General features: G+C 40.3%; 14 protein-coding genes. 7 read left to right on the top strand and 7 right to left on the bottom strand.

Annotation, left to right across the window (positions count from 1 at the left end; translation table 11 throughout):
* Nucleotides 1-123: 123 nt before the first annotated feature.
* Together IPO83_12635 and IPO83_12630 are read right to left on the bottom strand one after the other, a co-directional pair.
* Nucleotides 124-2,580, bottom strand: coding sequence for a ribonucleoside-diphosphate reductase subunit alpha (locus IPO83_12635; GenBank protein ID MBK9732109.1), 2,457 nt, complete (start codon nt 2,578-2,580; stop codon nt 124-126).
* A gap of 148 nt (nt 2,581-2,728) precedes the next feature.
* Nucleotides 2,729-3,721, bottom strand: a complete 993-nt coding sequence (locus tag IPO83_12630; GenBank protein ID MBK9732108.1) for a ribonucleotide-diphosphate reductase subunit beta — start codon at nt 3,719-3,721, stop codon at nt 2,729-2,731.
* A 530-nt stretch (nt 3,722-4,251) separates the two neighbouring features.
* Between IPO83_12630 and gldC the strand changes: the two genes are divergently transcribed.
* From gldC to IPO83_12615, 3 genes are all read left to right on the top strand, one after another.
* Nucleotides 4,252-4,617: a gliding motility protein GldC gene (gldC, locus tag IPO83_12625; GenBank protein ID MBK9732107.1), complete on the top strand. Its 366-nt coding sequence runs from the start codon at nt 4,252-4,254 to the stop codon at nt 4,615-4,617.
* Between the two features lie 80 nt (nt 4,618-4,697).
* Nucleotides 4,698-4,931: an AbrB/MazE/SpoVT family DNA-binding domain-containing protein gene (locus IPO83_12620; GenBank protein ID MBK9732106.1), complete on the top strand. Its 234-nt coding sequence runs from the start codon at nt 4,698-4,700 to the stop codon at nt 4,929-4,931.
* Complete coding sequence (locus IPO83_12615) at nt 4,928-5,329, top strand: type II toxin-antitoxin system VapC family toxin (GenBank protein ID MBK9732105.1); 402 nt, start codon at nt 4,928-4,930, stop codon at nt 5,327-5,329. Before IPO83_12620 ends, IPO83_12615 begins: the two co-directional genes overlap by 4 nt.
* 79 nt (nt 5,330-5,408) lie before the next feature.
* Here IPO83_12615 and IPO83_12610 read toward each other — a convergent pair whose 3' ends face one another.
* Nucleotides 5,409-6,311 (bottom strand): histone deacetylase, encoded by a 903-nt coding sequence (locus tag IPO83_12610; protein MBK9732104.1) that lies wholly within the window; start codon nt 6,309-6,311, stop codon nt 5,409-5,411.
* Between the two features lie 49 nt (nt 6,312-6,360).
* On the bottom strand, nt 6,361-7,632 hold the full coding sequence (gene nhaD, locus IPO83_12605) for a sodium:proton antiporter NhaD (GenBank protein MBK9732103.1): 1,272 nt from the start codon (nt 7,630-7,632) through the stop codon (nt 6,361-6,363).
* A gap of 185 nt (nt 7,633-7,817) precedes the next feature.
* Between nhaD and IPO83_12600 the strand changes: the two genes are divergently transcribed.
* From IPO83_12600 to IPO83_12585, 4 genes are all read left to right on the top strand, one after another.
* On the top strand, nt 7,818-8,561 hold the full coding sequence (locus tag IPO83_12600; GenBank protein MBK9732102.1) for a pirin family protein: 744 nt from the start codon (nt 7,818-7,820) through the stop codon (nt 8,559-8,561).
* A gap of 182 nt (nt 8,562-8,743) precedes the next feature.
* A complete protein-coding gene (locus tag IPO83_12595) occupies nt 8,744-9,313 on the top strand; it encodes a sigma-70 family RNA polymerase sigma factor (GenBank protein ID MBK9732101.1) in 570 nt (189 codons plus the stop codon).
* Nucleotides 9,288-10,715 (top strand): hypothetical protein, encoded by a 1,428-nt coding sequence (locus tag IPO83_12590; protein ID MBK9732100.1) that lies wholly within the window; start codon nt 9,288-9,290, stop codon nt 10,713-10,715. The genes IPO83_12595 and IPO83_12590 overlap by 26 nt, the downstream gene beginning before the upstream one ends.
* Before the next feature lie 223 nt (nt 10,716-10,938).
* Nucleotides 10,939-12,882, top strand: coding sequence for a KUP/HAK/KT family potassium transporter (locus tag IPO83_12585; protein MBK9732099.1), 1,944 nt, complete (start codon nt 10,939-10,941; stop codon nt 12,880-12,882).
* A 483-nt stretch (nt 12,883-13,365) separates the two neighbouring features.
* Here the strand turns inward: IPO83_12585 and IPO83_12580 are convergent, their stop codons facing one another.
* The 3 genes from IPO83_12580 to IPO83_12570 all read right to left on the bottom strand — a co-directional run bounded on the left by IPO83_12580 (nt 13,366) and on the right by IPO83_12570 (nt 16,273).
* Complete coding sequence (locus tag IPO83_12580; GenBank protein ID MBK9732098.1) at nt 13,366-15,534, bottom strand: PKD domain-containing protein; 2,169 nt, start codon at nt 15,532-15,534, stop codon at nt 13,366-13,368.
* Nucleotides 15,531-15,770 (bottom strand): 4a-hydroxytetrahydrobiopterin dehydratase, encoded by a 240-nt coding sequence (locus IPO83_12575; GenBank protein MBK9732097.1) that lies wholly within the window; start codon nt 15,768-15,770, stop codon nt 15,531-15,533. Before IPO83_12575 ends, IPO83_12580 begins: the two co-directional genes overlap by 4 nt.
* A gap of 77 nt (nt 15,771-15,847) precedes the next feature.
* Nucleotides 15,848-16,273 (bottom strand): IPExxxVDY family protein, encoded by a 426-nt coding sequence (locus IPO83_12570; GenBank protein MBK9732096.1) that lies wholly within the window; start codon nt 16,271-16,273, stop codon nt 15,848-15,850.
* Between the last annotated feature and the right edge of the window lie 124 nt (nt 16,274-16,397).

The raw sequence follows: 16,397 nt of genomic DNA, 5'->3' as shown, positions 1-16,397 counted from the left end.
GGCTTTGGAAAAGTTAACCAACTACGATCCTAAAAGCAATTAGCTAAGAACTTTTCCAAAGCTTAAATAAAAAAAGCGCAGTCTCTCAACCGCGCTTTTGCTAAAAAACAAAAAATACTCACTTCACGAACCGCACATTAAGCAATTGCCATCCTCATCCAGCACGCAGGCATCCCCTTCTTTATAAGTGATCAGATCTGTTTCTACATCATTCTGAACCGCTGCAACAGTAGCAGTAACTTCAACCGATGCACTTGCAGTTGCTGCTGCATACACTACTACTTCTTCTTCCACTTTAGGTTGCGGCAATTCCACATGTTCCCTTTCTACCGTAAACTTCACCGCATCCGTTGCTGCTTTGGTGCGCAGGTAATACATGCCTGTTTTCAATCCCTTTTCCCATCCATAAAAATGCATGGAAGTGATTTTTGAAACGCTCGGTTCCTGCATGAATAAATTCAGCGACTGCGACTGGCAAATAAACGCACCCCGATCAGCAGCCATGTCAATCACCACTTTCTGTTTGATCTCCCAAACGGTTTTATAAATGTCCTTGATCGTTTGTGGAATCTCTGCAATATGCTGAATGGAACCGTTCGCGGTAATCACTTTATTCTTCAAGGTATTATTCCAGATGCCCAACTTTACGAGATCTTTTAACAGGTGTTTATTCACTACAATAAATTCACCCGACAGTACCCGACGTGTATAAATATTGGAAGTATAAGGTTCAAAGCATTCGTTGTTGCCAAGAATCTGTGAAGTGGAGGCTGTCGGCATGGGAGCGAGTAACAAAGAATTTCTCACGCCATGTTGCTTCACTTCTTCCCGAAGAAAATCCCAATCCCAGCGATTGCCCGGCACTACATTCCACATATCAAACTGCATAATTCCTTTCGACATTGGTGAGCCTTCATACGTTTCATACGCTCCATCAACTGCAGCCAGATCTTTAGATGCTGTAACTGCTGCGTAATAAATTGTTTCAAAAATTTCTTTGTTCAGTTGAATAGCTTCCGGTGAATCGAATGCAAGACGCAATTGAATAAACGCATCGGCCAATCCCTGAACACCAATGCCAATGGGCCGATGCCGCATGTTAGAACGTTTAGCCGCTTCCACCGGATAATAATTTCCATCAATAATCTTGTTGAGGTTCTTTGTTACCACTTTCGTAACCTCAAATAATTTATTGTGGTCGAATGCTCCGTCTTTAATAAATCGTGATAACGCAATGGAAGCAAGATTGCAAACAGCGACTTCATCAGGAGCTGTATATTCAACAATTTCTGTACAGAGGTTGGAACTCTTTATGGTACCCAGATTTTTCTGATTCGATTTTTCATTGCAGGCATCTTTGTACAACATATAAGGAGTGCCTGTTTCAATCTGCGATTGTACAATGGCAAACCACAGATCCTGTGCTTTCACCATCTTGCGCGCACGACCTTCCTCTTCATATTTTGTAAAGAGCTTTTCGAACGCTTCGCCATATACTTCAGCAAGTCCGGGTGCTTCATTCGGACAGAAGAGCGGCCACATACCATTCTCCTTCACACGCTTCATAAATAAATCCGGAATCCAGAGTGCATAAAATAAATCACGTGCGCGCATCTCTTCCTTGCCATGGTTCTTTTTCAAATCCAGGAATTCAAAAATATCAGCATGCCATGGTTCCAGATAAATAGCGAACGATCCTTTTCTTTTTCCGCCACCCTGATCAACATAACGAGCCGTATCATTAAATACACGCAGCATCGGAATAATACCGTTGGAAGTTCCATTTGTGCCGCGGATGTAAGAACCTGTTGCGCGGATGTTGTGAATGCTCAAACCGATGCCGCCTGCAGACTGTGAAATCTGGGCACAAGAACGAAGTGTATCATAAATGCCCTCAATACTGTCTTCCTTCATCGTCAATAAAAAGCAGGAAGACATTTGTGGTTTCGGTGTGCCCGCATTAAACAACGTTGGTGTTGCATGCGTAAACCACCGTTCACTCATCAGGTTATACGTTTCAATTGCTGCTTCAATATCATTGCGGTGAATGCCAATGGCAACACGCATAAACATATGTTGCGGACGTTCCGCAATGCGACCATCCACTTTCAGTAAATAAGATTTTTCCAGTGTCTTAAATCCAAAATAATCGAACTGAAAATCGCGGTCGTAAATAATACTCGAATCAAGCACATCAGCATTCTTTGCAATGATCTCAAACACATCATCAGCAAGCAGCGGAGATTTTTTTCCGTTTTTGGAATTTACATAATTGTAGAGATCATACATCGCACCCGAAAAAGATTTCTTCGTGTTCTTGTGCAGATTGGAAACAGCGATGCGTGATGCAAGCGATGCATAATCAGGATGGCGCACCGTCATCGAAGCAGCAGTTTCCGCAGCAAGATTATCCAGTTCAGTGGTGGTAACACCATCATAGATGCCTTCAATCACCTTCTTCGCTACCAGGATCGGTTCAACATGTTCCTGATCCAATCCATAACATAGTTTCTCAATGCGGGCAGTGATCTTGTCGAACTTTACAGTTTCGGTTCTGCCATCTCTTTTTATTACAAACATCTTGCGGAGATTGGTTAAAGACTGAATATTATGGGACTAAAGGACTAAAGACTAAAAGACCAAGGACTCACTAACGACTAAGGACTATAGACTAACGACTTACTAAATACTCACTACTCACTACTACTACTAACTACTAACTACTAACCTAAAAATCCTCCATCAACGAAAACGCACTGTCACCAGACACTTCCATTTTCTTTTCATTACCCAACACACCTTTCTTCTGGTAATCACCAACACGCTTCTCGAAGAAATTGGTTTTGCCCTGCAGTGAAATCATTTCCATGAAATCAAACGGATTGGAAGCATTGTATAACTTCGGATAACCAAGTGCCACAATCCAGCGATCAGCAACAAACTCGATGTATTGCTTCATCAGTTTGGCATTCATACCAATAAGGTCAACAGGCAATGCATCGCCGATAAATTCTTTTTCGATTTCAACCGCATCGCCAATCATTCCATACACCTGTTCTTTGGAAAGTTTATTTTGAATCTTGCTGTATAACAAGGTCGCAAACTCACAATGCAATCCTTCATCGCGCGAAATCAGTTCATTGGAAAAAGTAAGTCCTGGCATCAGGCCGCGTTTCTTCAACCAGAAGATAGAACAGAAACTGCCACTGAAAAATATTCCTTCCACTGCTGCAAAGGCAACGAGTCTTTCAGTAAATGATCCGTTGGAAATCCATTTCAAAGCCCATTGCGCTTTTTTCTTCACACAGTCCACCGTATCAATAGCATGAAACAAACGATCCTTCTCTTTCACATCTTTTACATAGGTGTCAATCAATAAGGCATACGTTTCAGAGTGAATATTTTCCATCATGATCTGGAAGCCATAAAAGCAACGTGCCTCCGGAATCTGCACTTCTTCCATAAAATTCGTAGCCAGATTTTCATTCACAATGCCATCGCTGGCCGCGAAAAAAGCAAGCACATGCGTGATGAAATGCTTTTCGTTTTTGGTAAGGGAATCCCAGTCTTTCAAATCCTGGTAGAGATCAATCTCTTCCGCTGTCCAGAAACTGGCTTCATGCTTCTTATACATTTCCCAGATGTCGGGATATTTGATCGGCAGCAATACAAAGCGATCTTTATTTTCTCTTAATAGCAATTCATCAACTTGTTCTTTCATCAGGCTTATTGTAATTTTTATGGTAGATAGAAATTATTTTGTCCCGGATTATCGGGCACCGTTGTCAAAAAAAGAATCTTAAAATTTAGAGGAGTGAATAAATCAACAAACCGCAAACACGAACAACCGGCAGAACTTTGTTAAGACAAGATTAATCTTGAATTCGATTTTAATCAAACATTAGACTTCGATTTTATGCACCTGAAAATGTGAATTGTACTTTTTTCGGATATGAATTGTGGATATGATAAGACGACGCTTTGAAACGCCCCTTGAAGGCCGGTAATTTTGAATGTGGATAGTTTTTAAGCCGGCTTTCAGCGATCTTTTTATGCTTTAAGAAATCAAGTAGCTGATTAACTTTCTGTTAACTGAATCAGGATTCTTTGAGAGTTGTAACAAATGATGGCTAAATGGTTGAATGGTCAAATGGCTTAGGTGCTTCATTACACTCCGGCTCCGCCGCAACCATTTAGTCATTTAACAATGTAATTACCAATAAATCAACACCTTTGCGAAAACTTCCCTTCATGAGCTCCGACAAGAAACTTCCCGAACGCGAAAGCACCATTCAACTTTCTATATCATTGGATAAAAGCAACATCCCAGAACAAATTAACTGGCAGGCGACGGATGCTGAGCCGGGCAATCATGAATCCAATGCCATGCTGCTGGCACTTTGGGATCATAAAGCAAAGACAGGCATGAGCATCGACATCTGGACAAAAGAAATGACCGTTCCGGAAATGAATCTTTTCTTCTATCAAACTTTCTCCACCATGAGTGATTCCTTTTTCCGTGCAACAAAAAATAAAGAGCTAAGTGACGACATTAAAAATTTTGCGAAGACATTTATTGAGAAAGTGAAGCAGCTTGAGAAGCTCAACGCAGGGTAGGGTGAAGTGAAGGAACCTGTACCATCTGCTTGTATGGAGGGTGTTCAAAAATGTATATATTTGCTGTATACACATTTAACATGGAATCCACTAAATTATTTAAAAGCGGTAATAGTCAGGCCATCCGGATCCCTAAGAAATTTCAACTCCCCACCAGGGAAGCCTATATTACTCGAGTTGGAAATGCATTGATTATTTATCCTAAATACAAAGGATGGAAGAACTTCTTCGACAGCATTGAAATGCTTACTGATGATTTCCCAACTGATATTCCGGATGTACTACCGCAGAAAAGAGAAGATATATTCAAATGAAGTACCTGCTTGATACTAACATTTGCATTGCAGCTTTACGCCCTAAATTTTTGTGGCTGAGGGAGAAAATCGCTGAACATCCTGTGGCTGATATCGGCATTTCAGTTTTCACACTCGCTGAACTTTATTATGGTGTGTACAAAAGTGAGCAACCCTTGAAAAATGAAGCGGTGGTTAAACAATTTCTTTCTGTCTTTCACATTGTGCACTTCAATGAAGAAATGAGTGCCTTGTATGGAAAAATAAGATCAGTGCTTGAAAAACAAGGAAAGCCTATCGGGAATATGGATCTCCTTATTGCAAGTCAGGCGCTTTCTTTGAAATTAACATTGATTACCGCCAACGAAAAAGAGTTCAACAGAGTCGCTACATTGAAAATTGAAAATTGGTTGAAATAGATTGGTGTTACTTTAGTCACCTGATCAATGAAAAACAAGGATTTTACTTCTTAGAGTGCCAGAGATCATTTCTTTTCCTTCACACATAAATCTCCTTCGCCACCCGATACGTATTGCAATGCGCTTCCAGTATGTCTTTGATCTCAGGTGAATAACCACCACCCATCGTCACCACCACGGGAATATTTTGCTTCTTCAAAGTTTCAAATACAAAAGCATCCCGCCGCTTGCATCCTTCCATCGAAACATTCAGTTTACCAAACCGGTCCGTTGCAATAATATCTACACCGCTGATATAAAATGAAAAGTCAGGACGGAACTGATCAATGACTTGAGGAAGATGTTGCTGCAACAATGAAAGATAATCATTATCGCGTATTCCATCCGGCAACTCCACATCCAGTGTTGACTTTTCTTTATGCACCGGATAATTATTTTTTCCATGCATACTGAAAGTAAAAACCCGCTTTTCGTGTTCAAATATTTTCGCAGTGCCTTGTCCCTGATGAACATCCAGATCAATGATCAGAAGCCTTGCTGCTTTACTTGTATGCAATAAATAATTCGCAGCAATCGCACAATCATTCAATAAACAAAAACCTTCGCCATGATCAGGATACGCATGATGCGTACCTCCGGCAATATTTAATGACACTCCATGTTGCTTTGCAAACTCACAACATTCAAGCGTACCTCCTGCAATAATAAATTCACGTGTCATCAATTCAGGTGTCTGCGGAAAACCGATCTTCCGCATTTCAGAATCAGTCATTTGAAGGTTTTGCAAACGATGTATGTATTCCTGTGTATGCGTGAGCGCTACCACTTCAATATCTATACTTTCAGGTTGAAAAAAGTTTTCTTCTGTCACTATTCCTTCGTGCAATAATTGAAGTGGTATCAATTCATACTTGCTGATCGGGAAACGATGATTAGCCGGCAATGGCAATACATATTCAGGGGCAAATGCGATTTTCACGATAGATTATTTTCTATAAAAACCGCGACATACAAAAGATCGTAAACAAGCATCAATTTAACATTTGAAACATCAACAGGTAGGTAATTACTCCTGCAAAATATCCAAACAAAGCTGTGATGCTAATGTTCTTCAAGTACCAGATAAAATCAATTTTCTCCATACCCATTACCACTACACCTGCCGCGGAACCAATGATTAATATGCTGCCACCGGTGCCTGCACAAAACGCAATCATTTCCCAGATTTTATGATCCAAAGGAAAATCTGTCACGCTATACATTCCCATGGTAGCAGCTACAAGCGGAACATTATCTATTACCGATGACAACAATCCGAAAATGGTAACAATTACATCTTTATCGCCAATGGCACTATCTAGCCAGAATGCAGCATTTTTTAACAAACCAATAGATTCTAATCCTGCAACTGCCAGTAATATTCCAAGAAAAAAAAGAATACTTGTCAGATCAATCTTAGACAAAACATTCGAAACACGCAGGTGGCGACGGTCTTCTATTCCTGAATGCCACAATTCGGTAACCACCCATAAAACACCAAGTGCCATCAGCATACCCATATAAGGTGGCAGGTGTGTAAGTGTTTTAAATACAGGTACAGAAATCAACGCGCCGACTCCCAAAAAAAAGATTGCATTGGAAAAGGGTTCTGCAGCTGGCAAACGGTTTTCGGGTGATCCGTCTTTCAATAATTTTCCATTCATAAAATACGACTGGTACACCAACGGAACCAAAAGACTGATGAGTGATGGTAAAAAAAGCTTCGACATAATTCCGGTGGCACTGATTCTGTTGCCAATCCATAACATGGTGGTTGTAACATCGCCAATCGGACTCCAGGCCCCACCGGCATTCGCGGCAATAATGACCATACTTGCCATCACCAATCGTTCTTTCTTATCATCCACTAATTTTCTTAACAGGGAAACCATGACAATTGCAGTGGTCAGGTTATCCAAAATGGCTGAAAGAATAAAGGTGATGCCACAGATGATCCATAATAATTTTACCCTTGAATCAGTCTGAATGAGATTGGTGATGATGCGAAACCCTTTGTGCGTGTCTATTAACTCCACGATCGTCATGGCGCCCATCAGAAAAAATAGAATTTCTGCAATACCGGCGAGATGATGACTCAGCTCTTCAAGCACTATTTCATTTTGCTGCGAACCAAAAACAATATAAAGTGTCCAAATCAAAACGCCCAGCAATACTGCTGTTCCTGTCTTGTTTATTTTCAACGGATGCTCAAAGGAGATAACAGCATAGCCGGCTATAAATAAAATTCCCAAAACTATTTCAATCATATGGAAGGTGTTGCTTCAAAAATAACAGAAATTTATGCGAGACCATTCATTTGTAAAATAGGAAAGAATGGTGTTAACGAATTTTCTTCAAAAAAAACAAGAACAAAGCTGAAGCTGCAAAAAATCCAATACTGAACTTTTACGACTCCATTTCGTTGCTCTATCCTATAAAGAAATTAAACATGAACATTCAAATCATTCGGAAAGAAGAACAAGCTGACGGCCAGTTTAACGGTGGTGCTGTACTTGAAAAACGGCCGGTATTTTATCAGCAGGCCAATACATTTCCTTATTCAAACCTTTTTTACTGGGCTCATGCCTGGAGTGAGAAAGGCAGCACGATTGGTTTGCATCCGCACCAGGGATTTGAAATCCTGTCTTTTGTGCTTACAGGAGCAATCGAACATTATGATACCAAAAATAAAACCTGGCTCAAGCTGAAAGCCGGCGATGTGCAGATCATCCGTTCAGGAAATGGAATTTCACATGCTGAAAAAATCCTTCCCGGCTCTTCCCTCTTTCAAATATGGTTTGATCCGGATCTTGAAAAAGCAATTTCTAAACCTGCCACTTACAATGATTATTTCAGCGATACTTTTCCGGTTGTGAAAGAAAATGGTTTTACTACTAAAATTTTTAAAGGTGAAAATGCACCGGTGCAAATGGATACGGAAGGCGTAAGGATTAAACTTATGGATATTGAGAAAGGCCATCATTCAATGGCATTATCCTCAAAATCAGTCTATTCCTTTTTTGTAGTGAATGGTGAGGTTGCTATTGACAGTAATGACATGAAGAAAGAAGATTTTGCAAAAATTGAAAATGCCGAAAAAATAACTATTAATACCGGTGGAAACACGAGTCTCTTTATTATTGAATCGCCTGCAAAACCTTCTTATACAACGTATGTTGAGCGCAATAACTAAATTTCCACCACCTTAATTATAAGTCCTGAACAACTGATTAATGTTCGGGACTTTTTCATATGAATGGACGTTAGTCGCACCACTCCCTAACCGCCAGCAGATAAATTCTAATTTTGGCTTGCAGCATTTACGCCAGGGCTGCTGTCTACCATCAAAAATTTGCACTGGCGAAAGTAGTTCATATGCACGCTGACCTCGAGTTGGTGAATCATTGCCTTTCAGGTGATTCACTCGCTCAGAAAGAATTGTACGACCGCTTTGCCCCGCAAATGTTAGGGGTATGTTATCGCTATGTTCAAAACAGCCATGAAGCGGAGGATGTTTTACAAGATGGATTCATTCGCGCCTTTCGTTACCTGAAAGATTTTCGTGGTGACGGATCATTAGAAGGCTGGCTACGGCGTATCATGGTTACTACTGCACTGAATTATATCAAAAGCCAGAAAAACTTCAGGGCGGAGTTTGAAATCACCATGGCGAGAGAAGAAAGCGTTGCTGAACTGGACGCTTTGGAGCGCCTGGAAAACACGGAATTGATGAACCTGATTCAACAGTTATCACCCGGTTATCGTGCAGTGCTTAACCTCTACGCCATTGAAGGCTATTCACACAAGGAGATCGGAGCACTGCTTGATATTGGAGAAAGCACTTCAAGATCACAGTTTGCACGCGCAAAACATTGGTTGTTAAAAAAATTAACTCATCTCCATTCAATAGGATCTGAAAATGAAAGAACAGGATCGGGAAAATAATTTTGAAAATCAGCTACGGCAAAAAGCGGCGGGTTTCCGGATGAAACCATCTGATGACGTATGGGCTAATGTGAAAATTTCATTACAACAAGAAAGACGCAAACGCCGTTTTATCTGGTTGTGGACTGCTGCTGCGGGAATTCTCATTGGAATTGGAATCACATCGCTATATTTCCTAAATCAATCGAATTCAAAAAGTTCATCACCAACCACCAATGTAACCAGTGAAATAGCGCCCGAAAAAATACAACAATCAACTGCTGAACTTTCGCCTGAAAAAGAAATGGTTGTTTCAAAAGATCATGATAATATTCAAACAGCGAAAAACAGTAAAGCAATTGCAACAACCGGTCATTCTGCAATTTCAATTGCCAAAGAACATAAAAATGAAATTAACAAAAGCAATGATATATCTGATCCATTGCAAACAATCAATACGGATGAAACAATAACAAGCTCCAACCATTCTATGATTGCATCCATTACTTCAGACATTGCCAATGCTTCCTTATCTGAAAATAAAAACCTGAGTGGCGAACCATTTACAGCATTGACAACTTTAAATGTGCCATCTACGCTGCTGCTAAATGCTGATGAAAATATTGTTGTAGTGCACCAACCGGATCTTCACACCGTGCAACCCTGGATGAATTTTAATACATCCCGTTTCAGCATCAGTGGCGAAATAATTCCTTTGGTATCAAGCCTCAATTATAAAAGTCAAAATACAGGATCTGTTTTTAGCACAACAACTGATGTTGCATTTGCTGACTCCATTTCAAAGCTCAGCCAATCATCCGGCGAGGTATTAATCGGTTTTTCATGCGGTATTTCCGGACAGTATCAGTTGTCGAAAAAAATTGTGTTAGGTGCCGGAATTAACTACACGACTACCGGAGAAAAAAACGCATTTTTAAAAGCGGGCAGTTCGCCATATCTGGAAGATAGTGCTTCCGTAACAGGTAACCCAGGCAACAACTATACAATCAGCAAGATTTCCACCACAGGAAATATAGCGTCAGTGACCCGCTACAACTGGCTTGATTTTTCATTGAATGGCGAATGGTATTTTTTCCAAAAACAAAAAAACGAACTCTCGCTGTTTGCAGGAGTGGGATTATCGAAATTTATAGAATACAAATATGCTGCAGATGGTTATGAAACTTCTGAGATACACAACAATTCTTTTTTTAAGAACAGCCAGAAACCTCCTGTCTTTCACGTTTACAATGTTACTTCATCCGCCGGTATCAATTATCACCGTATGATTTCGGACCATTTTTCATTGCTGGCAGGAATGCAGTTTCATTACTATCTCACCAACATTGCATTGAATGATATTCCACTTGAAGCGCATCCGTATTGGTTTGGAATAAACACAGGAGTCTCTTATCGCTTCTGATGATTTACGCTTTCAAATAAGTAATGCAAAGCTGATGTACCAGGTTACTTGTTTTAACCTTGCATATTCGTTGAATCTTTTTCAATGCAATTATATACCGTGAAAAGGCCTTCAGACACCTACTTTTATGTTTCTCTTTAACTTTAAGATTCAATCATGTTAACTTTGAAGTCAAATCTGGAGTTTGAGAAATAAAACGAAAGTATCCCGGCTATCTGTCGGGATGTTGTTAATCACGATAGGAATTGTTTTTGGAGATATTGGTACATCACCTTTGTATGTTATGTCGGCTATCATCGGAGATCGCCCAATCAGCAAAGATTTAATTTATGGCGGTGTTTCCTGTGTTTTCTGGTCGCTGACGCTGATCACTTCATTCAAGTACATTTTACTTGTTCTGCGTGCTGATAACAAAGGAGAAGGTGGCGTGTTTGCGCTGTATGCTTTGGTAAGGAAAAGAGCGAAATGGCTGGTGATTCCTGCAATCATCGGTGGCTCTACCTTGCTTGCTGATGGAATGATCACACCGGCCATTTCCGTTTCTTCTGCAGTGGAAGGGTTGCGCAATCTGAACAATGAGATTCAAACCGTTCCGATCGTCATCATCATCATTACCATACTCTTTCTTTTCCAGCGTGCCGGTACACGTGTTGTGGGTAGTTCTTTTGGCCCTATTATGTTAATCTGGTTCGTGATGCTGGGATCACTTGGAATATCAAAGATCATCGAACATCTCGAAATACTGCATGCATTAAGTCCACTATATGCCATACGACTGCTCACCGAATATCCAGGTGGTTTTTGGTTATTAGGAGCCGTATTTCTTTGTACTACAGGAGCTGATGCGCTTTATTCTGACCTCGGACATTGCGGAAAGATCAATATCCGTGTAAGCTGGATATTCGTAAAAATCTGTTTATTACTTAATTATTTTGGACAAGCGGCCTGGCTCATGCAATACCAGGGTTTGAAGAGAGATGAATTGTCAATTGCCAATCCATTTTATGGAATTATGCCTGAATGGTTTTTGATTTTCGGAATCGGCATAGCTACCATCGCAACGGTAATTGCCAGCCAGGCAATGATCACAGGTGCATTTACGCTTATCAATGAAGCGATGCGTCTAAACCTGTGGCCAAAGGTGAGAGTGGTGCATCCTACAGATCAACGTGGTCAATTGTATGTTCCCGCCATCAACTGGATTCTTTATGCAGGTTGTATTGGTGTGGTATTGTTTTTTGGAGAATCGAAATACATGGAAGCTGCATACGGGCTTGCCATCAACCTCACGATGATTGTTACCACAATTTTAATAAGCACCTATTCGTATGTGCGACGGGGTTCTTATACCATCACACTTGCTATTGGCATCACTTTCCTCTGCATTGAATTATTTTTTCTTGTTGCCAACCTCATTAAATTTCCACATGGCGGCTATGTCGCCATTATTGCAGCTTTGTCATTTATGCTGGTGATGTATTCCTGGTTCCGGGCACGTAAGATTAAAAACCGTTTCCTTGAGTTTGATGAAATGAAACAATTGTTGCCCAAACTTGCTGAGCTCAGTGAAGATCAGAGCATTCCAAAATATGCTTCTCACGTCATCTTTATGACCAGTGCCAACTATCCATCCCAAATCGAATCGAAATTTTTCTTTTCCATCTTCAATAAACAACCGAAACGTGCGGATACCTATTGGTTTGTGCATGTGGATGTAATTGATGAGCCGTACACCAGGGAGTACGAGGTAGATGTGCTGCAACCCAACTTAGCCTATCGCATAGATTTCAGACTTGGTTTTCGCATTGAGCCGCGTGTCAATCTTTTTCTGAGAAAAGTAATTGAAGACATGGTGGAACGCGGTGAAGTGGATATTACAAGCCGATATAAATCACTACACAAGTATCGTTTGCCCGGCGATTTCCGGTTTGTAGTAATGGAAAAATTTCTCTCTTTTGAAAACGATCTCCCCATCTTTGAAAAATTAGTGATGGATCTTTATTTTTTACTTAAAAAAGTATCTCTTTCCGAAGGCCGTGAATTCGGACTGGATTCCAGCACAGTTACTTTAGAAAAAATTCCACTTATTCTTACACCACCACGAAACCTTGTCCTGAAACGGGTTGGAATGGAAGCGGAAGAGTTATCCGAGTTGCTGCGGAAATAATTATATGCGTCCGGATTTTATAAAAGCAACACGATACATTATTACAGAATAATCAACCTTACTATTTGCCTGTTTTTAACCCGGATTGTTTACTTGAAATATAGCGCTTCTCCACTTCTCAAAAACTGCAACGTGTTTGATCAGCATCAAAACAAAAGAAATGTATAGCAACCGCTAAGCAATTTTTAGTGGAGTTTAACCCAATCGAAACGCGGTGCGTTTGATTAGCTTAATAAAGGAAACGACAACGATAAAATTATTCCTGTAATTAATCTGCATTTCACGGAGGGAATCTGCTTCTGTTACTGTAAATCCTTCTAAAGAAATGATGCGGGCCAACAAGTTGCGGAGCTTGACTTCATCGTCAATTATCAGGATATTCCCTTTGATCATTTTAGTCTATAAAAATTAATATTATTTTCCATATCTGCTTTCGTGACTATTGACAAATTGACAAACGACCAATGACCAATTAACTTCCAACTATCGTATCAAAGTAATATTTCCCTTCATTACCCGACTCACGCCATTATCAAACTTAATACTAACAGAGTAGATATAAGAACCCATTTCTTCAGGCAGTCCTTCATAGGTTCCATCCCATGATGCATCAGCATCAGATGACTGATAAACCATTTGGCCCCAACGATTGAAAATCATCAATTCAAAATCATTCGTCCCATCAGTTATTATTTTGTAAGCATCATTAATGCCATCATTATTTGGCGTGAAGGCTGTTGGAATAAAAAAGGGACAGGCATTATCCACAAAAATTGTATCCTTTCCGACACATCCGTTATTGCTCACAAACACAATTGCAGTTTGCGGTACCAGGTTCAAAACAATTGCCTGCGTTTGTGCACCTGTCGACCAGTCATGCTGGTATTCCGGATTCCCGGCATCCAATGCAATGGATTCACCAATGCAAATACTGGTATCATTTCCAAGGTTTACGATTGGATAATCATACACATTGATCAATTCAATAAATGTATCCGGCAAACAGACTGCATCATGGATAATCAAAGTAACTGTGTATGAACCACTGCTGTAATACGCAAGATCAACTGAAGTAGAGGAAGTATCTGTAATGCCATTTCCAAAATCCCAATCAACCGAAGTTATATTACCGGTGGAAACATTGGAAAATGAAATAGTATCACCAGTACAAAGTACGTCTGGCTGGAAATTGAAATCAGCAATCACTCCAGGGTTGATGGTCAGATTTGCAGCAACCGTGTCCGTGCAACCGATACTATCTGTTACAACGAGATAAACAGTGTACAGGCCGGCTGCGGTGAACGTAAAAACAGGTTCAAAGTCGCTGGAGGTCGCGGTACCGAAAATCCATTTATAAATTAATCCCTGTCCGGTTGATGAATTGAAAAATGAAATCGGTATGTCAGTACAATAAGGCGGCGGAGAAACTGAAAATCCTGCAACAGGTGGTTCCAGATAGGTGCTGATTGAAATTGTATCCTTGTTGAAGCATCCTCCGGTATCTGTTATGAATAAAATAACATCAAAAGTTCCGGTGCCGGAGTACATATGTGTCGGATTGATATCTGTCGAAGTATTCCCGTCACCAAAATCCCACGACCAGGTAATAGTGGTATCACCTACCGATAAATCTGTGAACACAAGAGAATCACCTGTACACGTTTTAATAATTTCGTAATCAAATTCAGCATCGGCAATGGCCACCTTAAAAGGCATCTTATTCGTATCCGGAAGTTCGTTCCCACAATTATCAAGAATCACATTTCCATCGGCGCCCTGTTTAAATTTCAGGAAATAATCACCGTTTACATTGATCGGACCAGAAAGCTGCACATCAATTTTATTGGTGAAAGTTCCGCTCAGACAGCCGGGAGAAGAAGCACCGGCAACTGTTACCAATGATGGACCTGTAATAAAAAAATCACTGCCATCGGCCGATATTGAATTACACCGTATCTGCTCAGATACTGTCAGATGCAACACGTCGGGAGGTGTGCATGGAAACGGATCAATAGAAACAGGCGATGGTGGAATATTATCAAAGATGACCGCACTGCCTCCGAATGACAAAGTATATCCGCCGATGAGTCCATCATGGTTATTAATCACGAGCACATAAGTCTCCCCCACTGTAACATTCATAGGTTGACATTGATTAGGGCCACCTGCTCCTACTGACGTCAATACATATGGATTAGATAATCCCGTTGAGCCTGGAATTGCGGAATAATTGCAACGCTCTTCCGGTGCCACTCCGGTTATGATATCAGCGCAGGATGCATTGGTTAGATTGTAAACGGCCCAATCATAATCATCATTCACATTTATCGGAGTGATTTCAAACTCGAGTGAACCGGAAACATTCACCGTCCAGATATACCAAACCGAATTTTCTTCACCTTGGGTTAAACAGGAAGAATTGCCAAAAGTCAATTCCTGGGTTCCTTCTCCGGCATACGAATTAGGTTGCACATAAACATTCTGGCAAACCGGCAATGCTCCACTGCAATCCTGTTCCGGCAATTGTCCGTTTGCAGAAAAGAAGATTAAAAAAGCTGGCAGAAAGGCAAGAAAATATTTTTGTTTCAATGAATGTTCAATCCGGTTTGCATGTGGAAATGGCTGAATTTCAAAATTAACCAAAAGTATCATTCATCGGTGTATATATTATCGATGGCTTTTGCCAGCTTATGATCCTTTTCAGTCACCACATCGCCGGCATCATGCGTTGAAAGTTGAATTTCCACTTTGTTCCAGACATTGATCCAGTAAGGATGGTGATTCATTTTTTCGGCTATCAATGCGACTTTCGTCATGAATCCAAATGCTGCTACAAAATCATGAAATAAAAATATCCGTTTGAGTTTGTTCTCTTCTTCATTCCACATACGTAAAGGGTTTAAGAATTTAAATTTGAGTTAAAGATTGACGACTATAATACACCAAAAAAAATTAAAAGTCAGGATTAATCAACCAGGAGGTTATGTTTAGATTTCAATTGATGATATTCCAGTTTCACGATGAGCTGCACGATTGGAATATTTTTGATCTTTGAAAATAAAGTTTCTTCTTCCGCTCCTGAAACTTCACCCTTTATCATCAAAAAATAATCTGCCTGCTGCACTTCAGGTATCAGGAACTCACCCAAATGCTTATTGGAAATCACAAATACCTGCCTTTTATCAAGTTCACTTTCATATCTGAAAAAACTGAACAGTGATGTCCGGTTCTTTTTTTTATGAATGATCTCCATGTCGTCTGCACGTTTCAGGTCAAATCCAAGAGTCCTGTTGAGATGCCAGCTTAATTGATATTCTTTTACCTGTGCCATAATTCCCCATAAAACACCTGTAAACTGATCTTCAATTGAAACTATTCTCTTTTTCGACAACGTAAAGCCGGTGTTTTATTTCGATGACGGGTATTTCAAACCTACACGATTACACCCAAATAAACAAATACAGCTTCCTGCATCGGATGTAATGCAGATTAAAGCTTCAGAATCCTCCCAAACG

Source organism: Chitinophagaceae bacterium (assembly GCA_016717285.1).
Lineage (GTDB): Bacteria > Bacteroidota > Bacteroidia > Chitinophagales > UBA10324 > JACCZZ01.
The sequence above is the reverse complement of the archived record's forward strand: the minus strand, read 5'-3'. Positions and strand labels throughout refer to the sequence as shown.